The sequence below is a fragment of the Streptomyces sp. NPDC058052 genome, from assembly GCF_042885515.1.
GTDB lineage: Bacteria > Actinomycetota > Actinomycetes > Streptomycetales > Streptomycetaceae > Streptomyces.
Map to the genome: position 1 here is coordinate 1 of NZ_JBHVRX010000051.1, position 22,455 is coordinate 22,455.

The 22,455-nt window shown below is 72.5% G+C and carries 26 protein-coding genes and 1 pseudogene; 13 read left to right on the forward strand and 14 right to left on the reverse strand.

Going from position 1 to position 22,455, the window contains the following annotated elements; all coding sequences use genetic code 11:
- Positions 1-55 precede the first annotated feature (55 nt).
- Both ACFVU3_RS37750 and ACFVU3_RS37755 read left to right on the forward strand, forming a co-directional pair.
- Positions 56-718 (forward strand): pyridoxal 5'-phosphate synthase, encoded by a 663-nt coding sequence (locus ACFVU3_RS37750; protein WP_390073352.1) that lies wholly within the window; start codon positions 56-58, stop codon positions 716-718.
- A 32-nt stretch (positions 719-750) separates the two neighbouring features.
- Entirely contained in the window at positions 751-999 is a 249-nt protein-coding gene (locus tag ACFVU3_RS37755; RefSeq protein WP_390073309.1) for an SCO4226 family nickel-binding protein, read from the forward strand.
- Positions 1,000-1,034: 35 nt separating this feature from the next.
- Here the strand turns inward: ACFVU3_RS37755 and ACFVU3_RS37760 are convergent, their stop codons facing one another.
- From ACFVU3_RS37760 to ACFVU3_RS37780, 5 genes are all read right to left on the reverse strand, one after another.
- Positions 1,035-2,885 (reverse strand): AMP-dependent synthetase/ligase, encoded by a 1,851-nt coding sequence (locus tag ACFVU3_RS37760; RefSeq protein ID WP_390073310.1) that lies wholly within the window; start codon positions 2,883-2,885, stop codon positions 1,035-1,037.
- Positions 2,886-3,030: 145 nt separating this feature from the next.
- The gene (locus ACFVU3_RS37765; protein ID WP_390073353.1) at positions 3,031-3,621 is read right to left on the reverse strand and encodes a TetR/AcrR family transcriptional regulator; all 591 of its coding nucleotides are present in this window, start codon (positions 3,619-3,621) and stop codon (positions 3,031-3,033) included.
- Positions 3,622-3,789: 168 nt separating this feature from the next.
- Positions 3,790-5,130, reverse strand: a complete 1,341-nt coding sequence (locus ACFVU3_RS37770) for a dicarboxylate/amino acid:cation symporter (RefSeq protein ID WP_390073311.1) — start codon at positions 5,128-5,130, stop codon at positions 3,790-3,792.
- 420 nt (positions 5,131-5,550) lie between these two features.
- Complete coding sequence (locus ACFVU3_RS37775; RefSeq protein ID WP_390073312.1) at positions 5,551-6,315, reverse strand: GntR family transcriptional regulator; 765 nt, start codon at positions 6,313-6,315, stop codon at positions 5,551-5,553.
- 2 nt (positions 6,316-6,317) lie between these two features.
- Complete coding sequence (locus ACFVU3_RS37780) at positions 6,318-6,863, reverse strand: GntR family transcriptional regulator (RefSeq protein WP_390073313.1); 546 nt, start codon at positions 6,861-6,863, stop codon at positions 6,318-6,320.
- Here ACFVU3_RS37780 and ACFVU3_RS37785 point away from each other — a divergent pair.
- Complete coding sequence (locus tag ACFVU3_RS37785; RefSeq protein WP_390073314.1) at positions 6,862-7,116, forward strand: hypothetical protein; 255 nt, start codon at positions 6,862-6,864, stop codon at positions 7,114-7,116. The two genes, ACFVU3_RS37780 and ACFVU3_RS37785, sit on opposite strands and share 2 nt — an antisense overlap.
- Here the strand turns inward: ACFVU3_RS37785 and ACFVU3_RS37790 are convergent.
- The gene (locus ACFVU3_RS37790) at positions 7,113-7,379 is read right to left on the reverse strand and encodes a DUF4229 domain-containing protein (RefSeq protein WP_390073315.1); all 267 of its coding nucleotides are present in this window, start codon (positions 7,377-7,379) and stop codon (positions 7,113-7,115) included. The two genes, ACFVU3_RS37785 and ACFVU3_RS37790, sit on opposite strands and share 4 nt — an antisense overlap.
- Positions 7,380-7,559: 180 nt before the next feature.
- On the opposite strand from ACFVU3_RS37790, the gene ACFVU3_RS37795 reads away from it, so the two are divergent.
- Positions 7,560-8,093: a GNAT family N-acetyltransferase gene (locus tag ACFVU3_RS37795; RefSeq protein WP_390073316.1), complete on the forward strand. Its 534-nt coding sequence runs from the start codon at positions 7,560-7,562 to the stop codon at positions 8,091-8,093.
- A 137-nt stretch (positions 8,094-8,230) separates the two neighbouring features.
- On the opposite strand, the gene mqnE is transcribed toward ACFVU3_RS37795, so the two are convergent.
- Both mqnE and ACFVU3_RS37805 read right to left on the reverse strand, forming a co-directional pair.
- Positions 8,231-9,394, reverse strand: a complete 1,164-nt coding sequence (gene mqnE / locus ACFVU3_RS37800) for an aminofutalosine synthase MqnE (RefSeq protein ID WP_390073317.1) — start codon at positions 9,392-9,394, stop codon at positions 8,231-8,233.
- A gap of 52 nt (positions 9,395-9,446) precedes the next feature.
- Positions 9,447-9,902, reverse strand: a complete 456-nt coding sequence (locus ACFVU3_RS37805; protein ID WP_030495192.1) for an Lrp/AsnC family transcriptional regulator — start codon at positions 9,900-9,902, stop codon at positions 9,447-9,449.
- Positions 9,903-10,026: 124 nt separating this feature from the next.
- Here ACFVU3_RS37805 and ACFVU3_RS37810 point away from each other — a divergent pair, with 124 nt between their 5' ends.
- A complete protein-coding gene (locus ACFVU3_RS37810) occupies positions 10,027-10,152 on the forward strand; it encodes a hypothetical protein (RefSeq protein ID WP_390073356.1) in 126 nt (41 codons plus the stop codon).
- Here the strand turns inward: ACFVU3_RS37810 and ACFVU3_RS37815 are convergent.
- Genes ACFVU3_RS37815 through ACFVU3_RS37825 form a run of 3 tightly spaced genes read right to left on the reverse strand, consistent with a single transcriptional unit; the run spans position 10,149 to position 13,193 of the window.
- Positions 10,149-10,832 (reverse strand): UbiX family flavin prenyltransferase, encoded by a 684-nt coding sequence (locus tag ACFVU3_RS37815; protein ID WP_390073318.1) that lies wholly within the window; start codon positions 10,830-10,832, stop codon positions 10,149-10,151. The genes ACFVU3_RS37810 and ACFVU3_RS37815 overlap by 4 nt on opposite strands.
- A 10-nt stretch (positions 10,833-10,842) precedes the next feature.
- Complete coding sequence (gene mqnP / locus ACFVU3_RS37820) at positions 10,843-11,745, reverse strand: menaquinone biosynthesis prenyltransferase MqnP (RefSeq protein ID WP_390073319.1); 903 nt, start codon at positions 11,743-11,745, stop codon at positions 10,843-10,845.
- Entirely contained in the window at positions 11,742-13,193 is a 1,452-nt protein-coding gene (locus ACFVU3_RS37825; RefSeq protein ID WP_390073320.1) for a menaquinone biosynthesis decarboxylase, read from the reverse strand. The genes mqnP and ACFVU3_RS37825 overlap by 4 nt, the downstream gene beginning before the upstream one ends.
- 90 nt (positions 13,194-13,283) lie before the next feature.
- Between ACFVU3_RS37825 and ACFVU3_RS37830 the strand changes: the two genes are divergently transcribed.
- Entirely contained in the window at positions 13,284-13,667 is a 384-nt protein-coding gene (locus tag ACFVU3_RS37830) for a PLD nuclease N-terminal domain-containing protein (protein WP_390073321.1), read from the forward strand.
- A 40-nt stretch (positions 13,668-13,707) separates the two neighbouring features.
- Positions 13,708-14,580: a LysR family transcriptional regulator gene (locus ACFVU3_RS37835; protein WP_390073322.1), complete on the forward strand. Its 873-nt coding sequence runs from the start codon at positions 13,708-13,710 to the stop codon at positions 14,578-14,580.
- Here the strand turns inward: ACFVU3_RS37835 and ACFVU3_RS37840 are convergent.
- Positions 14,492-15,412: a DMT family transporter gene (locus ACFVU3_RS37840; RefSeq protein ID WP_390073323.1), complete on the reverse strand. Its 921-nt coding sequence runs from the start codon at positions 15,410-15,412 to the stop codon at positions 14,492-14,494. The two genes, ACFVU3_RS37835 and ACFVU3_RS37840, sit on opposite strands and share 89 nt — an antisense overlap.
- A gap of 168 nt (positions 15,413-15,580) precedes the next feature.
- On the opposite strand from ACFVU3_RS37840, the gene ACFVU3_RS37845 reads away from it, so the two are divergent.
- The gene (locus ACFVU3_RS37845; RefSeq protein WP_390073324.1) at positions 15,581-16,201 is read left to right on the forward strand and encodes a flavodoxin family protein; all 621 of its coding nucleotides are present in this window, start codon (positions 15,581-15,583) and stop codon (positions 16,199-16,201) included.
- A gap of 29 nt (positions 16,202-16,230) precedes the next feature.
- Here ACFVU3_RS37845 and ACFVU3_RS37850 read toward each other — a convergent pair whose 3' ends face one another.
- Positions 16,231-16,584 carry a hypothetical protein gene (locus ACFVU3_RS37850; RefSeq protein ID WP_390073325.1) on the reverse strand — a complete coding sequence of 118 codons (354 nt, stop codon included), beginning with the start codon at positions 16,582-16,584 and terminating at the stop codon, positions 16,231-16,233.
- On the reverse strand, positions 16,581-16,895 hold the full coding sequence (locus tag ACFVU3_RS37855; RefSeq protein ID WP_390073326.1) for a hypothetical protein: 315 nt from the start codon (positions 16,893-16,895) through the stop codon (positions 16,581-16,583). Before ACFVU3_RS37855 ends, ACFVU3_RS37850 begins: the two co-directional genes overlap by 4 nt.
- A gap of 164 nt (positions 16,896-17,059) precedes the next feature.
- Between ACFVU3_RS37855 and ACFVU3_RS37860 the strand changes: the two are divergent.
- The 5 genes and pseudogenes from ACFVU3_RS37860 to ACFVU3_RS37880 all read left to right on the forward strand — a co-directional run.
- Positions 17,060-17,269: pseudogene (locus tag ACFVU3_RS37860) on the forward strand (GntR family transcriptional regulator); the annotation flags it as partial.
- Between the two features lie 81 nt (positions 17,270-17,350).
- Entirely contained in the window at positions 17,351-17,803 is a 453-nt protein-coding gene (locus ACFVU3_RS37865; RefSeq protein WP_390073354.1) for a nucleoside deaminase, read from the forward strand.
- Positions 17,796-18,704, forward strand: a complete 909-nt coding sequence (locus tag ACFVU3_RS37870; protein WP_390073327.1) for an isopenicillin N synthase family dioxygenase — start codon at positions 17,796-17,798, stop codon at positions 18,702-18,704. The genes ACFVU3_RS37865 and ACFVU3_RS37870 overlap by 8 nt, the downstream gene beginning before the upstream one ends.
- Positions 18,705-18,790: 86 nt before the next feature.
- Positions 18,791-20,851, forward strand: a complete 2,061-nt coding sequence (locus ACFVU3_RS37875; protein WP_390073328.1) for a hypothetical protein — start codon at positions 18,791-18,793, stop codon at positions 20,849-20,851.
- A 4-nt stretch (positions 20,852-20,855) separates the two neighbouring features.
- Entirely contained in the window at positions 20,856-22,388 is a 1,533-nt protein-coding gene (locus ACFVU3_RS37880) for an ABC transporter substrate-binding protein (protein ID WP_390073329.1), read from the forward strand.
- The last annotated feature ends 67 nt before the right edge of the window (positions 22,389-22,455 follow it).

Consider the following 22,455-nt stretch of genomic DNA (forward strand, 5'->3'; position numbering starts at 1 on the left):
GGCCCGCCCCGTCCGGGGCGCCCCGCGCCGGGCCCGGCCCGCCTACGCTCGCCGCATGAGCGACTTCCACCACGCCCTGCGGTCCCTGCGCGTCTGGGACACCGCACTGCCCTCCTTCGACCCGGCGACGGCGCCGCCCGAGCCGCTCGCGCTCTTCCACGCGTGGTTCCTCGCGGCGGTGGACGCCGGCCAGACGGAGCCGCACACGCTCTCGCTCGCGACGGCCGGCGAGGACGGGCGGCCGGACGTCCGGACCGTGATGCTGCACGACGCCGACGCGCGCGGCTGGCACTTCGCCTCGCACGCCACCAGCGCCAAGGGCCGCCAGCTCGCCGCCCGCCCGGAGGCCGCGCTCGGCTTCTACTGGCCGGTCCAGGGCCGCCAGGTCCGGGTCCGGGGCCATGTCACCACCGCGAGCCGCGAGGAGGCGTACGCGGACCTGCACGCCCGGACCACCGGCGCCCTCGCCGCCGCGCTCACCGGCCGCCAGAGCGAACCCCTCGCCTCCCCCGAGGCCCTCGTGGAGGCGAGCGACGCGGCCTGGCGCCGGGCCGAGGCCGAGCCGGACGCCGACGCCCCCACCTGGACGCTGTACGTGGTCGAGCCCGCCGAGGTCGAGTTCTTCCAGGGCGACGCCCGCCGCCGCCACCTCCGCCTCCGCTACCGCCGCGACCCCGGCGCCGCCTCCGGCTGGGCCAGGGAGCTGCTCTGGCCCTGAGGGCGCACCATGGAAAGGGAGGTGTGAGAACCATGGCCACCTACATGGACGTGCACCGCGGCATGGTCGGGATCACGGAGGAGCAGCTCCTGGAGGCCCACCGCGCCGACCTCGCCATCGAGAAGGAGGAAGGGGTCCACTTCCGGAAGGCGTGGGCGGACCCCGAGTCCGGCACCGTCTACTGCCTGTCGACGGGCCCCTCCGCCGACGCCGTGCAGCGGATCCACCAGCGGACCGGTCACGCGGCCGACGAGATCCACGAGGTGCCCCTCACGGTGTGAGCGCGGCCCGCGGGGGCGCCCCCCGGGGGGCGCCCCTACTCGTACTCCGTCCCGTACATCTCCTCGACCTCCCGCGCGAAGTCCCGCAGCACCGCGCGCCGTTTGAGCTTCAGCGACGGCGTGAGGTGCCCCGAGGTCTCGGAGAACTCGGTGGTCAGCACGCGGAAGGCGCGGATCGACTCGGCGCGCGAGACCAGCCGGTTGGCGTCGTCGACGGCCTTCTGCACCACCGCGAGCAGTTCCTCGTCGCGGGCCAGCTCCCACAGGGCCAGGTGGTCCTTCTGCCGCATCCGCCGCCAGTGGGTGAGCCCTTCGTGGTCGAGGGTGATCAGCGCGGAGACGTACGGCCGGTTGTCGCCGACCACCATGCACTGGGCGACCAGGGGGTGGGCCCGCAGCCAGTCCTCCAGGGGCGCGGGGGCCACGTTCTTGCCGGCGGAGGTGATGAGGAGGTCCTTCTTGCGGCCGGTGATCGTGAGGTAGCCGTCGTCGTCGAGGGAGCCGATGTCACCGGTGGGGAACCAGCCGTCGTCCGTGTACGGCACGGCGGTGCCGCGCTGCGCGTCCCAGTAGCCGGCGAAGACGTGCGGGCCGCGCAGCCACACCTCCCCGTCGTCCGCGATCCGCACCCCCGTGCCGGGCAGCGGCAGGCCCACGGTGCCGTTGCGGGGCGCGAGCGGCGGGGTGACGGTGGACGCGGCCGTGGTCTCCGTCAGGCCGTACCCCTCGAAGACCTCGACGCCCGCGCCCCGGAAGAACTCCGCGAGGCGCACCCCGAGGGGCGAGCCGCCGCAGACCACGTACCGCACCCGCCCGCCGAGCGCGGCCCGGATCCGCCGGTAGACCAGCGGGTCGTACAGGGCGCGGGCGGCCCGCACGGAGAGCGAGGGCGTCTCGGTCTGCCCGAAGCGGCGGGCGGCGCGGGCGGCCCGGTCGAAGGCGGCGCCCTTCCCTGCCCGTTCGGCGGTGGCCCGGGCCCGGTTGTAGACCTTCTCCATCACGTACGGGATGGCGAGGAGGAACGTCGGCCGGAAGGAGGCCAGGTCGTCGAGGAGGGCGTCGCCCTCGACGGAGGGGGCGTGCCCGACGCGTACCCGGGCCCGGACGCAGCCGACCGCGACCATCCGGCCGAAGACGTGCGAGAGCGGCAGGAAGAGCAGGGTGGACGGCGGCTCGCCGCCCTCGGGGGCGAAGACCGGGTGGAGGAGCTTGACCGCGTTGTCGACCTCGGCGAAGAAGTTGGCGTGGGTGAGGGCGCAGCCCTTCGGCCGGCCGGTGGTGCCGGAGGTGTAGACGAGGGTGGCGAGGGCGTCCGGGGTGAGCAGTCCGCGCCGGGCGGTCACCGTCTCGTCCGGCACCCGTTCCCCCGCCTTCCGCAGCTGGTCGACGGCCCCGGCGTCGAGGACCCACAGGTGGGCGAGGCCGGGCAGCTGGCGGCGTTCCGCGGAGACCGTCCGCCCCTGTCCGGCGTCCTCGACGACGCAGGCGACGGCGCCGGAGTCCTGGAGGATCCAGCGGGTCTGGAAGGCGGAGGAGGTCGGGTAGACGGGGACGGTGACGAGTCCGGCGGCCCAGGCGGCGAAGTCGAGGAGGGTCCACTCGTAGGTCGTCCGGGCCATCAGGGCGAGCCGGTCGCCGGGGCGCAGCCCGTGGGCGATGAGCCCCTTGGCGACGGCGTGCACCTCGGCGGCGAACCGGGCGGCGGTGACGTCCTGCCAGCCGCCCTCGGGGTCCCTGCGGGAGAAGACGGGGGCGTCGGGGTCCTGGCGGGCGTTGTCGTACGGGAGGTCGGCGAGCGAGCCGCGGTCCACCCGGGGCACGAGGGCGGGGGCGGAGACCTCCCGGACGCGGCCGTCGGCGCGGAGGAAGGCGAGGTCGGTCGACACGGGCGGCTCCTCGGTCTGCGCGATGAACGAAAGGTCGTGCGTCGTGGAGCAGAAGTGCGGCCGTGCGGTCGTGCGGTCGTGCGGTCGTGCGGTCGTGCGAAAGGCACAGATTTGACTAGCGGGTAACCTTACTGTGCGGTAAGGCTCAACGGGGAGACCAGCGCTCGTTTTTCATGAGGTTTCCGAGACCGGACCAGGCGAAGTTCATCAGCGTCGCGGCCGCCTCCCGCGCCGTCGCCCCGGGCGTCTCGTTGGCCCAGGTCGCCAGCGACTCCGCCGACCCGACCAGGGCCTGCGCCAGCGCCGCCGCGTCCCGCTCGCCGATGTCGACCGGCCCGTGCGCGGCCCGTGCCGCCTCCCCGATCAGTCCGGTCACGAACGCGGCGATCTCCTCCCGCATCCGCGCCGCCTCGGTCGCGAAGGGCTCCCCCTGGGTGCGCGCGTGCCGGCTGAGCACCGCCCAGGCGTCCGGATGGTCGGCGGCGTGGCCGAAGAACGCCAGCAGTCCCGCCCACAGCCGCTCGTCCGGCGGCACCGACACGTCGGTCACGACCTCGGCGACCGCGGCGAGCAGCGCCTCCGCCTCCCGCCGGATGCACGCGGTGAAGAGCTCCTCCTTGGAGTTCAGGTACAGGTAGACCAGCGGCTTCGACACCCCGGCCAGTTCGGCGATCTCGTCCATCGACGCCGCCTGGTACCCGTGCCGCGCGAAACACGCCACGGCGGCGTCCATCATCTGCCGCTCCCGCACGGCCCGCGGCAGCCTCTTGGTCCCCGCCACGCCTCTCTCCACCCTGCGTCCGCCTTGGTTTCCATGATCACCCGAACGCCCCGCAAAGCCTACGTGCCCCCCGCCCGGACGGGGGCGAGGGGCACGAAGGTGTACGGGGTGTGCGGGACGGGGTCAGGCCGCGGCGGCGACCGCCGTCTTCGGCTCGGCCTCGCGGGAGTCCTCGGGGCCGTCGATCGGGGACGCCGAGGCGTTCTCGTACGCGGTGAGGTCGAGGATCTTCTCGCGGGCGGAGACGATCACCGGGACGAGCGCCTGGCCGGCCACGTTGGTGGCGGTGCGGATCATGTCCAGGATCGGGTCGATCGCCATGAGCAGGCCGACGCCCTCCAGGGGGAGGCCCAGGGTGGAGAGGGTCAGGGTCAGCATGACCGTCGCGCCGGTCAGACCGGCGGTGGCCGCCGAGCCGATGACCGAGACGAAGGCGATGAGCAGGTACTCCTTGATGCCCAGCTGGACGTCGAAGATCTGCGCGATGAAGATCGCGGCGAGCGCCGGGTAGATCGCGGCGCAGCCGTCCATCTTGGTGGTGGCGCCGAACGGGACGGCGAAGGAGGCGTACTCCTTCGGGACGCCGAGGCGCTCGGTGACCTTCTGGGTGACCGGCATGGTGCCGACCGAGGAGCGGGAGACGAAGGCCAGCTGGATCGCGGGCCAGGCGCCCTTGAAGAACTGGAGCGGGTTCACCTTGGCGACGGTCGCGAGCAGCAGCGGGTAGACGCCGAAGAGGACCAGGGCGCAGCCGATGTAGACGTCGGCGGTGAAGGTCGCGTACTTGCCGAGGAGGTCCCAGCCGTAGTTGACGATCGCCTTGCCGATGAGGCCGGCGGTGCCGATCGGGGCGAGGCGGATGACCCACCACAGGGCCTTCTGGAGCAGTTCCAGGATCGACTCGGAGAGGGAGAGGATCGGCTGGGCCTTCTCGCCGAGCTGGAGGGCGGCGATGCCGGCGACGGCGGCCATGAAGACGATCTGGAGGACGTTCAGCTCGGTGAAGGGCGTGATGACGTCCGTCGGGATGATGCCGGTGAGGAAGTCGATCCAGCTGCCCTGGCCCTCGGGGGCCTTGCCGTCGGCCGGGGTGAGGCCGGTGCCGGCGCCGGGGTTGGTGAGCAGGCCGATCGTGATGCCGATGGCGACCGCGACGAGCGAGGTGATCATGAACCAGAGGAGGGTCTGCGCGGCGAGGCGGGCCGCGTTGTTGACCTTCCGGAGGTTGGTGATCGAGACGAGGATCGCGAAGAAGACGAGCGGGGCGACGGCCAGCTTCAGGAGCTGGACGAAGATGCCGCCGACCTGGATCAGGGTCTCCTTCAGCCAGGAGACGTCCTGGCTGCGGGCTATCCAGCCGAGCAGGACGCCGAGCACGAGACCGGCGACGATCTGGGCCCAGAAGGGGACCTTCGGTATCCGGGACGAGGGCTTGGCCTCGGTGGCGGACGCGGACGCGGACACGGACACACTCCACTGGGTTCGTATCGGGGGGAAACCCGAGGGACGGGGACGGGGGGTGCGGCACTCTCACGCGCTGTCGCGCGGGGGGCCGCTGCATGCTGCCGGGGAGGCGCGGGGCCTCAGGACTCGCGGCGACAACAGGCCGCGGACATACAGCGGCAGAGATCGACGTGCAGGCGCGCCACGAGCGGGATGCCCGGGGCGTCGAGGAGGCGCACTGCTGTCGTCATGGCCGATACGTTAACACTTGAACTTTGAGAACCTCAAAGCTGTTCTTTGAGATCGAGAACCGGACACGGGCGACCGAAACGCAGAACACCCCTGGTGGGAGCCGTGAAGCTCACACCAGGGGTGCGTGATCTGTGAGGAACCTTACGCGTTCCTTACGCAACTCCCCCACGCCCGAAGGCCGGAGGGGGACTACGTGACGGGCAGCCGGTAGCGCATCCGGTACCGGTGCGCCGCCTTCGTCATCAGCGTGGCTTCGATCGGCCGCCCGCCGTCCGTGTGGACCACCCGGAAGGCGACGAGGACCGGCATGTCCTTCGGGAGTTCCAGCGCCACGACTTCCTCCTCCGTCGGAATCTCGGACGACAGCTCGTCCACGAACTCACGCGGAGGGAAGCCCATCGCGGCGAGGAGCGCCGGCGTGCCGCCCCGGATCCGCCGCGCCTCCAGCACCGCCGTGCCCTCGACCAGGCTCAGCGGGTAGTACGACCGCACGAGTTCGGTCGGCTCCTCGTCCAGGAGCAGGAGCTGCCTGCGGAGCACGGCCCGCTCGCCACCCTCCATCCGCAGCGCCTCCGCCACTTCCACCGGCGGGACGACGACCTCGACACCGAGGAGCTGGACGCGCCCGGCCTGCCGCCGCTTCGCGGCCTCGGACAGCCACGGATACGTCTCGCCCGGCCCGGCCGGTCTCATGTAGGCGATCGGCTCGACGGAATCCTGCGCGTGCTGCCGCACATACACGCCCTTGCCGGGCAGCCCTTCGAGGAGCCCCTCGGCCTTCAGCATCTGGAGCGCCTTCTGGACGGTCGTGTTGGCCACACCGCCGTACTGCTCCATCAACTCGGCCGTCGAGCCGAGCTTGCTCCCTGGGGAAAGGTCGCCACGGGTGATCCTCCGCCGGAGCTCCGCCGCGATCTTCTGGTGCGGCGACCTGGGGTCCTTGAACTCCTTCACTCTCACACGCTCCGCTCTCCGAGCCGGTACGTGAGGTGCCTGCCGGCCGGCATGGTCATCAGGGCCGCCTCCACCGGGGTCCCGTCGGCGGTCTTCGTCAACCTGAGCAGCCGGAGCACAGCGCTCCCCTCGGCGAGCCCCAGGTGCCCGCACTCCTCCTCGCCGGCCAGGGCGGCGCTCACGTCCTCGACGACCTCGGCACCGGCGTACCCCAGCCCCTTGAGCAGGGTGACAGCCCCACCGGGCACCTTGCGGGGCTCCGCCAGGGGCGTGCCTCCGGCCACGGACAGGGGGAAGTAGGAATCGGCCAGCTCCACAGGCCGGTCGTCCAGCAGGATCAGCCGACGCCTGACCACCACCCGCTCACCGGCGGGCAGCCCCAGCGCCACACGGACGACCTCGGGAGCCTCCACCTCGCCTGCATGGAGCAGCCGCTGACCGCCGCGGCGCCCGCGACGGGCGGCCTCCTCGGTCCACGCGTCGCTCCGGCCGGGCTCACGCGGGGCCAGGTACGGCGCGGTCTCGCTGATCCACGCATCGCCCGACATGCTCTTCCCTCCGGCCGGCTCACTGTTGGAACCCCACCCGCTCCTCCAGCGGACGGTCCGCGACATCGCGAACGGCAGCGAAGGGGTACTGACGGCGGTCACGCGCGAGTGGCACGGGGGGCGACTTCTCCACATCGCCCACCTCCGGCCCGCCGCCGGCGCCACCTGGACCACAGTGGTCGGCAACATCCGCCCCACCCTGCGCCGCAACGCACCCGCCGCCGGGGCGCCGGGGCCTGACGGGACCGCTTAGAGCGCGTCCTCGCGGGTGCGGTTCTCGTGGAGGCGGCCCTTCGCGCGGTCGACCTTCTCGACGATGTCGGCGCTCAGGGTGTCGCGCTGCTTGCGCAGCAGGACGAAGCTCAGCGGGGCCGAGACGACGATCGAGAGGAGGAGGACCCAGAGGAGGTTGGAGTCGCCGAGGCCGCGCGGCAGCGCGCCGACGTAGACGAGACCCCACAGGGCGAGGAAACACCCGGCGAAGATGCCGAGCCGCATCAGCGAGTAGCGGAGCATGACCCACTCTTTCGTTCCGAGGTTCCGAACCTTCCCATTACGGGACGAGCGCCCCCCAGTGAAGCACGGCGCGGCGCGCCCACCGGAGGCGGGGTCGGGGCGGGCGCGGCGGGGGCGGTGCGGGGCAGGGGTGGCCGAAAGCCCTTGAGCCCCAGCCGAGGTAATAGTTACGATGCCATCATGACCCTTACCTTCGAGGCCGACCCGTCGGTCGACCAGGCCCTGACCGACGGCATCCTCGCCCTCTGGGCCGACGTCTCCAACGCGGGCGGGGCCGTCGGCTTCGTCCCGCCCGTCACCCCCGAGGAGATCCGACCCTCCCTCCTCCAGCACCTCGCCGGCATGGCCCAGGGCAGCCACCGGCTCGTCGTCGGCCGGGACGAGGACGGCGAGGTCGCCGCCACCGCGTTCTTCGGCTTCAACAGCCACCGGCTGATGACCCACTGGGTGTGGCTGTACACGGTGATGGTCCACCCGGAGCACCAGGGCAAGGGGTACGGCCGCGACCTGATGGCCGCCGTGGAACACACCGCCCGCACCGCCCCCGGCTTCGAGGCGATCGAGGCCATCCGGCTCGGCGTCCGCGGCGGCACCGGCGCCGACTCCTTCTACGCGAAGGCCGGCTACAAGGAGGTCGGGCGCGTCCCCGGCGCCATCCGCGTGGCCCCCGGCGACGACCGCGACGACATCACCATGCTGCTCCCCCTGACCTGACGCACCTGAAGGCCGGACGGACCGGACGGACCGGACGGACCGGACGGCGGGCACGGAAGAGGCCCGGCGGGGATCCCCCGCCGGGCCTCTTCGTCGTGCGGTGCTCGGACCCGCGCCGGACCCGCGCCGGACCCGCGTCAGACCCGCATCGCCTGCGGCGTCTCGCGCCGGTCCGCGTCCGGACCCGGGTACTCGCGGATGATCTCGTACCGGGTGTTCCGCTCGACCGGCCGGAAGCCGGCGTCGCGGATCAGCTCCAGCAGGTCCTCACGGGTGAGCTTGTTCGGCGTGCCGTAGTTGTCGGCGTCGTGCGTGATCTTGTACTCGACCACCGAGCCGTCCATGTCGTCGGCACCGTGCTGGAGCGCGAGCTGGGCGGTCTGCACGCCGTGCATGACCCAGAAGACCTTGACGTGCGGCACGTTGTCGAAGAGCAGCCGGGAGACCGCGAAGGTCTTCAGGGCCTCGGCGCCGGTCGCCATGGTGGTGCGGGCCTGGAGCTTGTTGCGGACCTTGCCGTCCTGCATGTCCACGAAGTCGTGCTGGTAGCGCAGCGGGATGAAGACCTGGAAACCGCCGGTCTCGTCCTGGAGCTCCCTCAGCCGCAGCACGTGGTCGACGCGGTGGCGCGGCTCCTCGATGTGCCCGTACAGCATCGTCGAGGGGGTCTTCAGGCCCTTCTCGTGGGCGAGGCGGTGGATCCGGGACCAGTCCTCCCAGTGGGTGCGGTGGTCCACGATGTGCTGCCGGACCTCCCAGTCGAAGATCTCGGCGCCGCCGCCGGTCAGCGACTCCAGGCCGGCCTCGATCAGCTCGTCGAGGATCTCGGAGGCCGACAGGCCGGAGATGGTCTCGAAGTGGTGGATCTCGGTGGCGGTGAACGCCTTGAGGGAGACGTTCGGCAGCGCCTTCTTCAGCTCGGAGAGCGAGCGCGGGTAGTACCGCCAGGGCAGGTTGGGGTGGAGCCCGTTGACGATGTGGAGCTCGGTGAGGTTCTCGTTCTCCATCGCCTTGGCGAGACGGACGGCCTCCTCGATGCGCATCGTGTACGCGTCCTTCTCGCCCGGCTTGCGCTGGAAGGAGCAGTAGGCGCAGGAGGCCGTGCAGACGTTGGTCATGTTCAGATGCCGGTTGACATTGAAGTGGACCACGTCGCCGTTCTTGCGGGTCCTGACCTCGTGGGCCAGCCCGCCGAGCCAGGCGAGGTCGTCGGAGTCGTAGAGGGCGATGCCGTCCTCGCGGCTCAGCCGCTCACCGGCGAGCACCTTCTGCTCCAGCTCCCGCTTGAGCCCAGCGTCCATCTCCGGCCGCCTCCCATGTATCCGACGAAATCAGGCTTCACCCACCGTACTCTCAGCCCTCTTCAGGCAGGTCCCCGACCCGGTTCTCCCACTTGGTGGAGAGGACGATCGTGGTGCGGGTGCGGGAGACGCCCTTGGTGCCGGAGAGGCGGCGGATCGTCTTCTCCAGGCCGTCGACGTCACTGGCGCGGACCTTGAGCATGAAGGAGTCGTCGCCGGCGATGAACCAGCAGTCCTCGATCTCGGCGAGGTCCTTCAGACGGCGGGCCACGTCCTCGTGGTCGGCGGCGTCGGAGAGCGAGATGCCGATGAGGGCGGTGACGCCCAGGCCGAGGGAGGCGGCGTCCACGGTGGCGCGGTAGCCGGTGATGACCCCGGCCGCCTCCAGGCGGTTGATGCGGTCGGTGACGGAGGGGCCGGAGAGCCCGACGAGCCGGCCCAGCTCGGCGTACGAGGCGCGGCCGTTCTCGCGCAGGGCCTGGATGAGCTGCCTGTCCACGGCGTCCATAGGTATACGACCTTCCATTGTCCAGCGATACCGCAAGTTTAGGTGTAGAATCTAAGGCATGCAGGGCCACCACCCTGCGAATCTTTCAGCAGATCAAAGACGATCTTTCAGGAGTGAGAACACCGTGTACACGATCGAGATGGCCTACGCCCGTATGCGCGAGCTGCAGGACCTGGCCAACCGCTCGCGTGCCCACCAGCCCACCGCCGCCTCGAAGCGGGCCTCGAAGAAGGCCGCGAAGAAGCGCTAACCGGCACGGGGAACCCCCGGAGCTCCTCCTCCGAGTTCCCCCCGCCACCGGCGGTACAGCTCGTGCGGCACCCCTGCCGCGTCGAGCACCCGCCCGGCGACGAAGTCCACCAGATCCTGGATGTGCGTCGCCCCCGCGTAGAACGCCGGAGAGGCGGGCAGCACCACGGCGCCCGCCTCGTCCAGCGCCACCATCTGCTTCAGCGTCTGCCCGCTCAGCGGGGTCTCCCGCACCGCGACCACCAGCGGACGCCGCTCCTTGAGCGTCACGCTCGCCACCCGCTGCAACAGGTCCTTCGACAGACCGAGCGCCACTCCCGCCACCGCGGCGGTCGAGGCCGGCACGATCAGCATCCCCTTCGCCGGGTACGACCCCGAGGACGGCCCCGCCGCCAGGTCGCCGGCCGCCCAGTACCGCACGTCGCTCACGTCCACGTCGCCGTACGCGTCCGGCTTCCCGTCCGCGCCCCGCGCCAGCCACGCCGCCAGGTCCTCGCGCCAGTGCGCGTCACGGAACGGGATCCCCGTCTCGTCGAGCAGCGTCAGCCGCGAGGCGCGCGACACCACCAGGTCGACGCTCTCCCCCGCGGCGAGCAGCCCCCTCAGCACGGACGCGGCGTACGGCGTCCCCGACGCCCCGGAAACCCCCACGACCCACGGGGTGCGCTTGCCGTCGTTCATGGCGCCGAGCCTAGAGGGTGAGCCCGCGGACCAGCAGGTCGAGCAGGGCGCAGACGAAGAGGGAGATCCCGATGAAGCCGTTGGTCGTGAAGAACGCCCTGTTCAGGCGCGACAGGTCGTGCGGCTTCACGATCGAGTGCTCGTAGCAGAAGGCCGCCGCCACGATCACCAGGCCGGCCCAGAAGAAGATCCCGGCGTCCGTCGCGAGCGCGTACCAGACCAGCAGCCCGGTGGTGACGACCGCCGAGGCGCGGGCTCCCCAGAGCGCCGCCGGGATGCCGAAGCGGGCCGGCACCGACATCACGCCGTGCGCCCGGTCCGCCTGCACGTCCTGGCAGGCGAAGATCAGGTCGAAGCCGCCGATCCAGATGCCGACCGCGAGGCCCAGGATCACCGCGTCCCAGGACCACTCACCGGTCACCGCGAGCCAGGCCCCGATGGGCCCTATGGCCTGGGCGAGGCCCAGGATCGCGTGGGGGAAGTTCGTGAACCGCTTGCCGTAGGGGTAGACGACCATCGGGATGACGGCCAGCGGCGCGAGCGCCAGGCAGAGCGGGTTCAGCAGCGCGGCGGCGCCGAGGAAGACGACGACCGCGATCCCGGCCCCGGTCCACGCGGACCGCACCGACACCGCGCCCGTGACCAGCTCCCGGCCGGCCGTGCGCGGATTACGCGCGTCGATCTCCCGGTCGATGATCCGGTTGCAGGCCATCGCGAAGGTCCGCAGGCCCACCATGCAGACGGTGACGAGGAAGAGCGTCCACCAGTGGATCCGCCGGTCCAGCTGGAACATCGCGGTGAGCGAGGCGATGTAGGCGAAGGGCAGCGCGAAGACCGAGTGCTCGATCATCACGAGTCTGAGGAACGCCTTCGTACGCCCCGGCTGGGCGCCCGGGACCGCGGCCGTGGTCACAGCCCGTACTCCTTCCAGCGGCGGTCCACCAGGGCCGCCGTCGCCGGGTCCGACTCCACCATGTCCGGCCAGCCGCCGTCCCGGGTGTAGCCCTCCTCCGGCAGCTTCTTCGTGGCGTCGATGCCCGCCTTGCCGCCCCAGAACTGCTGGTAGGAGGCGTGGTCGAGGTGGTCGACCGGGCCCTCGACGACCGTGAGGTCGCGGGCGTAGTCGGTGTTGCCGAGCGCGCGCCAGGACACCTCGTGCAGGTCGTGCACGTCGCAGTCCTTGTCGACCACGATGATCAGCTTGGTCAGCGACATCATGTGGGCGCCCCAGATGGCGTGCATGACCTTCTGCGCGTGCTTCGGGTACTTCTTGTCGATCGAGACGATCGCGCAGTTGTGGAAGCCGCCCGACTCCGGCAGGTGGTAGTCGACGATGTCCGGCACGATGATCTTGAGGAGCGGCAGGAAGAAACGCTCCGTCGCCCGGCCCAGCGGCCCGTCCTCGGTCGGCGGCCGGCCGACCACGATCGACTGGAGCAGCGGACGCTTGCGCATCGTCACGCAGTCGATCTTCAGCGCGGGGAACGGTTCCTGCGGCGTGTAGAAGCCGGTGTGGTCGCCGAAGGGGCCCTCGGGGAGCATCTCGCCCGGCTCCAGCCAGCCCTCGATCACGACCTCCGCGTTGGCGGGGACCTGGAGCGGCACGGTCTTGCAGTCGACCATCTCGATCCGCTTGCCCTGCACGAAGCCGGCGAAGAGGTACTCGTCGATGTCGCCGGGGAGCGGGGCGGTGGAGGCGTACGTGACGGCCGGCGGGCAGCCGAAGGCGATCGCGACCGGCAGCCGCTCGCCGCGCTCGGCGGCGACCGCGTAGTGGTTGCGGCTGTCCTTGTGGATCTGCCAGTGCATGCCGATGGTGCGCTTGTCGTGGCGCTGGAGCCGGTAGAGCCCCAGGTTCCGCACGCCGGTCTCGGGGTGCTTGGTGTGGGTGAGGCCCAGGTTGAAGAAGGAGCCGCCGTCCTTCGGCCAGGTGAAGAGCGCGGGGAGGAGGTCGAGGTCGACGTCGTCGCCGCTCAGGACCACCTCCTGCACGGGGGCGTCCTTCACCTTCTTCGGCGGCACGTGGACCATCGAGCCCAGCTTGCCGAACGCCTCCCGGACGCCGACGAAGCCGTGCGGCAGCTCGGGCTTGAGCAGCCCGCCGATCTTCTCGCTGATCTCCTCGTACGACTTCAGGCCGAGGGCCTTGAGGAGCCGGCGGTCGGTGCCGAACACGTTCATCGCGAGGGGCATGGAGGAGCCCTTCACGTTCTCGAAGAGAAGCGCGGGCCCTCCTGCCTTGTTCACCCGGTCGACGATCTCCCCGACCTCCAGGTACGGGTCGACTTCGGCCTTGATGCGCTTGAGGTCGCCTTCGCGCTCCAGGGCCCTGAGCAGCGAGCGGAGATCGTCGTAAGCCATACGGGCAAGTATCGGTCACCGGCTACGCTGGAGTTGTCACCGGGGCCGACTCGACGCGCCCCCGCCACCGCTTCCAGGGGGCCGTCCCACATGCTCAGGGCACTGATGATCATCCTGCCGCTGGCGCTGACGATCTATGCGTTCATCGACTGCCTGAACACGCCCGAGGACGAGGTCAAGCACCTGCCCAAGGTGGTCTGGGTCATCATCATCCTGCTGTTCTGGGTGGTCGGACCGATCGTGTGGCTCTTCGCCGGCAAGACCCGGCAGCCCACCGCCCGCGGCGCGCGCGGCGGCGGCGGCTGGGTGGCCCCGGACGACAACCCCGAGTTCCTGAAGTCGCTCTCCGACGAGAAGGCCGACGAGGACCGCCGCCGGGACGACGCGCTGTTCAAGGACTGGGAGGACGACCTGAAGCGCCGCGAGGACGAGCTGAAGCGGCGCGAGGACGGCGGCGAGGAGAAGGACGCCTGATGGAGCCGCGCCCTCCCCGCCCCTCCGCTCCGGACGCCTGATGGAGCTGCGGCTCCTCGCCACCTTCGAGAAGGTCGCCGAGGTCCTCTCCTTCACCCGCGCCGCCGCCGAGCTCGGCTACGCCCAGTCCAGCGTGACCTCCCAGGTCCGCGCCCTGGAGTCCTCCCTCGGCACCGAGCTCTTCGAGCGGCTCGGCGGCCGGATCCGCCTCACCGAGGCCGGCGAGCGGCTGCTGCCGTACGCGCGCCGCATGGCCGAACTGGCCGAGGAGGCACGGGCGGCGGTGGCCGCCGGGGAGCCCGCCGGGACCATCACCATCGGGACCATGGAGTCCCTCACCACCTACCGGCTCCCGCCGCTCCTGGAGTACGTCCACCACCGCCATCCGGCCGTCCGGCTCGCGCTGCGCCCCACGCTCGGCGACGCGACCCGGCAGGCGCTGCGCCAGGGCACGTACGACCTCGGCTTCCTCATGGAGGCCGGGACCGACCACGAGGGCCTGGAGTCCGAGGTGCTGGCGCCCGAGCCGCTGGCCCTGGTCGCCGCCCCCGGGCACCCGCTCGCGGGCCGCGCCGGGCTGACCGCCGCCGACCTCGCCTCCACCGGGCTGATCGGCACCGAGCCGGGCTGCGCCTACCGGGACCTCTTCGAGGCGGAGCTGGCCGGGTCCGGGGCGGAGTTCCTGGAGTTCGGCACCATCGAGGCGAGCAAGCGGGCGGTGGCGTCCGGGCTCGGGATCGCGCTGCTGCCCCGGATCACCGTCCAGGAGGAGCTGGCGTCCGGGGTGCTGGTGGCGCTGGACTGGGAGGCGCCGTTCGCGCTCTTCACGCAGCTCGCGTGGCGACGGGGGAAGCGGCTTCCGGCGCACGTGCGGTTGTTCGTGGAGCAGGCGCGGCGGCTCGCCCGAGAGTGACCTTGAGGCTGGCCAGGACGATCAGCGGGACGCCGAGGGCCTGGACGAGCCCGATGTGGTGCCCGTACACCGCCCAGTCGACGCCCATCGCGACCGCCGGGTAGGTGAAGGCGAGCACCGCGATCTTCGGGGTGGGCAGCTTGGCGTAGGCGGCGTACATGAGGACGTACATCAGCCCGGTGTGGATCAGCCCGAGCCCGGCCAGCCACACCCATCCGGTGCCGAGTCCGGAGACGGCGCCGAGGTCGGCGAAGGGCAGCAGCAGCGGCACGCCGGCGGCCACCTGCACCAGGGCGATCAGGTGCGGCCGTACGCCGGTGATCCGCTTGGTCACGAAGGTGGCGAGCGCGTAGAGGACGGCGGCGGCGAGGGCGTACCCCAGCCCCGCCAGGGAGGCGGCGTCGCCCGGCCGCACCCCGGAGACGAGGACCAGGCCCGCGAAGGCGACCCCGAGCCAGCCGAGCTTCCCGGCCGGGATCCTTTCCCGCAGGAGGAGCGCGCCGAGCAGCACCAGGAAGAACGGCTGCGTGTGATAGACGACGGTGGCCAGCGAGATCGACGTCGCCGCGTACGCCTCGAACAGGAAGACCCAGTTGAAGACGATGAAGACGCCGCCGAGGACGGCGAGTCCGAGCGTCCGCGCGGTGAAGCCGTGCCCGGTGAAGTAGCCGCGGGCCAGGCTGTACAGGCCGAGCGCGACCGCCCCGAAGAGGCACCGGAAGAACACGACCTCGAAGGGCGAGGCGCCGGACTCGACGACGAAGACGCCGAGGGTGCCGGACAGCACCATGGCGAGGGTCAGTTCGAGGGTTCCCCTGGTCTCGTTTCTCATGCCGGCGACGCTACGGACGGGGGCGCCGGCGGGTCCACGGGCCACTGGGGCGTCCTTCCGATGGGGCCCATCGGAAGAATCGATGCGCTGGAGCGGAATACCCGCGCGCGAAGGCTAGTTGGCAGGGGAACAGGCCCGCCCGCGCGTATCCACGAACCAGGAGCACCCATGCCCCTCGACACGACCCCCGGCCCGGACCGCTCGTTCCTCTTCGTCCTCGGCAGCTCCCGCGCCGACGGCAATTCGGAGCTGCTGGCCCGTGAGGCCGCCGCCCATCTGCCCGCCGGTGTCCGGCAGCGCTGGGTGGACCTCAACGGCCTGGCGCTGCCGGACTTCCAGGACGGCCGGCACGAGACCGCCGGCCACCGGGCCGGCGAGGTCGAGGAGGAGCTGCTTCGGGCCACCGTGGAGGCCACCGACGTCGTCATCGTCTCCCCGCTGTACTGGTACAGCCTCTCCGCGCAGACCAAGCGCTACCTCGACTACTGGTCGGGCTGGCTGAACGTGCCGGACTCGGACTTCAAGGAGCGCATGGCGGGCGGCACCCTGTGGGGCGTCACGGCCATGGCCGACGACGACCACGCGGTCGCCGACGGCCTGGTGACCGGCCTGAGCCTGTCGGCCGCCTATCTCCGGATGCGCTTCGGCGGCGTCCTGACCGGCACGGGCTCCCGCCCCGGCCGCGTCCGCGCCGACGAGCGCGCGATGACCGACGCCCGGACCTTCTTCGCCCGCGAGGCCCCCTTCGCCCGCTTCCCGTACGAGGAGGAGGTCGGCGCGGTCGCCTGACCCCGCGCCGACCCGCGTCCCTCGCCCCGCTAGGGCGAGCCCTGCGGCGGCAGCGCGTGGCAGGCGCACCCGCACACGAGGTAGCGGACCCCCGGTACGCCGCTGTCGCGGGGCGCGTGGTCGCGGCAGCGGTCGTGGCGGCCGACGATGCAGCGAGGTGAGCGGAACTCCGGATCGGGACCGGGCTCCGGCACCAGGGCGCGGGTCAGCAGCGACGCGCTCACCGCGTCGGCGATCTCCGGCGTCACCCACCAGCCGTCGCCCGCGCGGTCGCGGTGCAGGCCGTCGTGGCCGACGGCGAGCACGCACACGGATCCGCCCCACACCGGGCGGACCGCCTCGGCGACGGCGTACACGGACCGGCGGGCCCCGCAGCGGCTCATCGGGCGGCCCCCGCGTGGATGTTCCGGCGGTCGACGTCCACCCCGACCGTCGCCAGCCACAGGGTCCGCCTGCGGCGGCGCTGCACGGCCGTCACGTAGGGGCGCTCCAGGGGCGACCGGGAGCCGTCGAGCGGCGCCGCCTGCTCCCGGGCGTAGGGGGACCGCCGCCGGACGGGGGCGCGGTGGCGCGGCGCGGGGGCCGGGCGCGCAGGGCGCGCAGGGCGGGGCCGGTGCCTGCCGGTGGGCGGCAGGGTCAGCATGAGCAGCCAGAGCAGGAGGGGGATCAGGGCGCGCGCGATAGGGTTCCGCACGTCATCAACTCCGTTGGTAGTTGGTGGCCATGCCCCGGGGCCGTTCCAGCGGTCGCCGGGGTCTTCTGTGTGCCTCACAACGTAGCCCGCGCTACACCTTGCTACAGAGTCATACAGCTAGATCCATCCAAACGTGTCTTAGTATGACTATCTAGTGTTGACGTATGAGCCTTGACCCGCAGTCGGGACGACCGCTGTACAAGCAACTGGCCGACCTGATCGCAGCGAAGATCGCGAGCGGGGAGTACGCCCCCGACCGGATGGTCCCGGCACCCGCCCGCCTCGCCGAGGAGCACGGCATCGCCGTACTGACCGCCCGTCGTGCCATACGGGAGCTCGCCGACCACGGACTCGTCTACACCGTGCCCGGCAAGGGGTCCTACGTCACGCCGGTCGGGGGCACCGTCCCTCGCGCCACGGGTGATCCCGGCACCCCGGCGGGGAAGAGTCCCCGCATGGACCATGGACTGGCCCGCCAGTGGCTCGCCACCGCTCTGGACGAGGCTCGTGCCGGGCTCGGCGAGGGCGGCGTCCCGATCGGGGCCGCGCTCTACGGCGCGGACGGGACGCTGCTCGGGCGCGGGCACAACCGGCGCGTGCAGGACGGGGATCCGTCGGCGCACGCGGAGACCGACGCGTTCCGCGCGGCGGGGCGCCGGCGCTCGTACCGGGGGACGACGATGGTGACGACGCTCTCGCCCTGCTGGTACTGCTCCGGCCTGGTGCGGCAGTTCGGGATCTCGCGGGTGATCGTCGGGGAGGCGCGGACCTTCCACGGTGGGCACGACTGGCTGGCGGAGCACGGCGTCGAGGTCCTCGTGCTGGACGATCCCGCCTGCGCCGCGCTGATGCGGGAGTTCATCGACGCCCGCCCGGACCTGTGGAACGAGGACATCGGCGATGAGTGAAGCGAGCCTGCCCACGATCGACCTGGCCCGTGACCCGGGGCCGCAGCTGCCCGCCGTGGACCGGGCCCTGCGCGAGGCCGGGTTCCTGCTGGTCGCGGGGCACGGGGTCGACCCGGCGCTGCGGGCGGACATCCGCGAGACGGCCCGCGCCTTCTTCCTGCTGCCCGACGCCGTCAAGGAGCCCTACGCGGTGCGGGTCGGCGGGCGGGGCTGGCTCGGGCCCGGCGCGGAGGCCAACGGGTACGCGGAGGGCACGGCGACACCGCCGGACCTGAAGGAGTCGCTGTCCTTCGCGGCGGAGGAGCCGACCGGGGACCCGGCGGTGGACGCCGAATGGTTCCTGCCGAACACCTGGCCCGCCGAGGTGCCCCGGCTGAAGCCGCTGGTGGAGACGTATCTGGCGCAGATGAAGGCGCTGTCGGACCGGGTGCTCGACCTGCTCGGGGTGGCGCTCGGCGAGGAGCGGGACTTCTTCACCCGGCACACCGGCCACCCCACCTTCGGCTTCAACATCAACTGGTACCCGGGGCGGGAGCGGACGGGCGTCCCGGAGCCCGGCCAGTTCCGGATCGGCCCGCACACGGACTTCGGCACCGTCACCGTGCTGGACCGGCAGGCGGGCAAGGGCGGGCTCCAGGTCTTCTCGGACGCCGGCGGCTGGCAGGACGCGCCCCACGATCCCGCCGCCTTCACCGTCAACATCGGCGACCTGATGGCGGGCTGGACCGGCGGACGGTGGCGTTCGGGACGGCACCGGGTCCTGCCGCCGCCGGCCGACGCGCCCGGCGAGGAGCTGATGTCGCTGGTGTACTTCTACGAGTGCACGCCCGGGACGACGATCCACGGCATCGAGTCCCACCGGTACCTGCGGGGCCGCCTCGACAGCATCGCCACGGACTGACAACACCTCAGCAACAGACTCGAAAAGCCTCTCCAGTTCCCAACACGCCGTCGATATCCTTGAGTTGACTGCGACGGGGGTGGCGGGTGCACAGAGAGCTGTACGGCCGCGAGGCGGTTCTGGAGGCGCGCGGACTCGCCGCGCGGCTCATCGGGCTCGGACCGTACGGCCACGGGCGCGTGCCGTACGAGCACGGCGAGGACCCGCCGGTCACCGTCTTCACCGGCGGGCGCGGCATGGGCAAGACCGTGCTGCTCAAGGAGGTCCGCAACCGCTACCTCGGCTTCACGCCGCTCGCCCTCCTCGACTGCGCCGCCGTCGAGGAACCCGCCGACCACGGCGCCGGCTGGTCCCCCGTCACCGGCGCCCTCGCCGAGGTCGCCGTCCAGCTCGGCCGGCGCGGCGACGCCGTCAAGCCCGTGCCGTTCCCCCGCCTCTCGCTCGGTCTCGTCGCCGTCACCTCGGTGGGCTGGACCCGGGAGGACGACGAGCGGGCCCGCCGCGACCTGCTGCGGCTCGGACCGCTGCTCGCCACCGTCGACGCCGGCCGGGCCGCCGCGGCCGCCTGGGTCGGCCGGGTCCTCGCCAAGCTGGCCGGCACCGCCGCCGAGGCCGGCGCCCCCTTCGCCGGGCTGGTCGCCGAGGCGACCGTCGAGACCGTCGTCGAGGAGTTCTTCAGCCGTTTCCGGCAGGCCCCCGAGGACTGGTTCGGCGGCTACCGCAACGCCGGCGGACGCGGCCGCGCCGGACTCCAGCAGCTCGCCGTCGACTTCGGACAGGGCGGGCCGCGCCGCGAGGAGGCCGAGGCGTTCCTCGCCCTCACCCTCACCGAGGACCTGCTCCGCGCCTACACGGGACTGCGCCGCGGCAGCCGCGTCGGCCGGCCGCTGCTCCTCCTCGACAACGCCCACGAGCCGGTCGGCCGCGCCCTCGTCGAACCGATTCTGCGCGCCCGCGCCGACGGCCGCCGCGACCACACCGTCGTCGTCGCCGCCTCCCGGTTCCACGAGCACGAGACCCTCCGCCACGCCACCCGCGTCCGGCTGCCCGAGACCGCCCACCGCGCCCCCTGCCCCCGCACCAGCAGGGTCGGCTCCGGTCTCCTCGCCGTGGACCTCACCCCGCTCACCCCCACCCAGACCCGCGCCGCCTTCGACCGCCACGACCCCGCCGACCGCACCCCCGCCGACCTCTCCCGGGCCGTCCACCGGCTCACCGGCGGCCGCCCCCTCGGCGTCGACCTGCTCGCCCGCGCCGCCGGCGAGGCCCCGCCCGCCGTCCGCGCCGCCCTCACCCCCGGCGGCCTCCTCGACCTCACCGTGGAACTCCGCGAGGACGCCGCCCCGGTGCCGGTCGCCCCCGCCCTGCTCGCCGCCCTCCTCCCGGTCCCCAGGACCGGCCCCTACGTCGTCCTGGCCGCCGCCCACGACGAGGAGTCCGCCCGCCGCCTCGCCCAGGCCCGGCTGCCCGCCGAGTCCCTCGACGGCGACGTCGCCCTCCGGGTCCGCGACCGGCTCCGCGCCGAGCACTGGTCCGACCACCCCGGCCGCTTCGTCGGGGACCCGCTGCTGCGCGCCCTGCTGCTGCACCGGCTCCGCTTCGAGGACGACGACCACCCCGGCTACTCCTCCTGGCGGGCCGTCCACGAGACCCTGCGCCGCCACTACGGACCGCAGCCCGGCCCGTACCGGCTCCACCACGACCTCGCCCTCGGCGACACCGCCGAGGCCGTCGCCCACCTCCGGCTCACCTTCCCGGGCCCCGACATCCTCGGCTGGCTCGGCGTGCTGCGGTTCGTCGCCTCGGCGCCGTACCCGCGCGAGCGGGGCCGCACCGGACCCGACCCCCGCCGGGCCGTCGCGCTCGGCCAGGACCCCGACCCGGCGCTCCCCGACGGACTCGACCCCGACTCCGCCGAACTGCACCTCGCCCTGCGGCGGCTGCTGCACGCCGTATGGCTGCTCACCGATCCGCTCGCGCTGCCCGACGAGGAGGTCGCCGACCGGCTGGCGCACGAACTGCGCCGGCTCTCCGGCCGCCACCTCACCGGCAGCGGTCCACTGTGGGACGCGGCCGGCCACTGGCCGCGGGACATCCGCGCCTGGCGGGAGCTGTCGCTGCCGCCCGGGCGCGAGGACGGAGTCTGACGCCATGTTCGACCGGCTGCGCCGCCGCTTCTTCTGGACGCCCCGGCAGAAGTTCCTCAGCACCCTCGTCGCCGCCTCGCTCGTCCTCGGGCTCGGCGGCTGGGGTCTCTACGCGTACCTCGAACCGGAGGACCGTTCCTGCGCCGCCGGGGTCACCCGGCCCGCGGACAGCGCCGAGTGCATCGGCGTCGACGGGACCGGACACGACTTCCGCGTCCCCGCGCTCACCGCGATCACCGCCGCCATCGGCCGCGAGAACGCCACCCTCAAGGCCGGCGAGTACGCCACCGTCGCCCTCCTCCTCCCGATCAGCGCCACCGACTCCGGCACCTCGGAGAAGATCCTCCGCGAGCTCCAGGGCGCCTACGCCTACCAGTACCGGGCCAACCACGAGTCCAACAGCGAGACCCCCAAGATCCGCCTGGTCCTCGCCAACACCGGCAACAAGAACGCCCACTGGCGGACCGTCGTCGACCGGCTCACCGCCATGACCGGCGCCCCCGACCGGCTCCGCGCCGTCTCCGGCGTCGCCACCTCCTCCGCCGAGGTACGGGAGGCCGTCACCGCGCTCACCCGCGCCGGGATCGCCGTCGTCGGCACCACCATCACCGCCGACGACCTCGCCAACGGCCCCGGCCGCGACCGCTTCCCCGGCCTCGCCCGGGTCTCCCCCACCAACAGCGACGAGGCGAGCGCCCTCGCCCACTTCGGCGAGGTCGACGCCGCCCGCGCGATCCTCGTCCAGGACTCCCGCACCGGCGACCACTACATCGACACCCTGCGGTCCGCCTTCGCCGAGTCCCTCAAGGGCGCCCCCTACGAGCCGCAGCTCTACACCTCCCCGAAGGACAACACCGAGGAGGGCACCACCGCCAACACCTTCCGCCAGATCACCCACCTGATCTGCGACACCCGCGCCGAGACCGTCTTCTTCGCCGGCCGCCACACCCAGCTGCGCCAGTTCATCAACGCGCTCGGCGCCCGCGGCTGCGCCGACCGCGCCTTCACCGTCCTCACCGGCGACGAGGGCTCCTACCTCGGCGCCGACGAGAAACTGAACCGCGCGGCCCTCGGCAAGAAGCTGACCGTCCGCTACGCGGCGCTCGCCCACCCCGACGCCTGGAAGCCCGCACCGGGCAGGCCGGTCCCGACGACCGGCGGCTCCGTCGTCGCGTTCCAGACCTTCCTGACCGACATCGCCCGCGCCGACAAGAAGCCGGTGCCGCTCCGGGACGGACAGGCGATCATCGCCTACGACGCGATGGCGACGGCCGTCCACGCCATCCGCCAGGCCACCCCGGCCGACGCCCCCTACCCCGAGCTCACCGACGTCGGCACCCAGTGGCCGCAGGTCAAGGGCTCGCTGCGGGTCCAGGGCGCGAGCGGCTGGATCTGCCTGGACAACCACGGCAACCCCTACAACAAGGCGGTCCCCATCGTGGAACTCGCCCCGGACGGCACCCAGCGCTTCGTCCGGACCGCCTGGCCCGAGGGAGCACCCCCGACCACGGCGTGCCTCCCCCCGAAGCGGGGGTGATCCCGCGTCCGCCCGGACGTATCCGCGCATGAGTCCGCGGCCGTCCGGGCAGGCGGTCGTCCAGAGA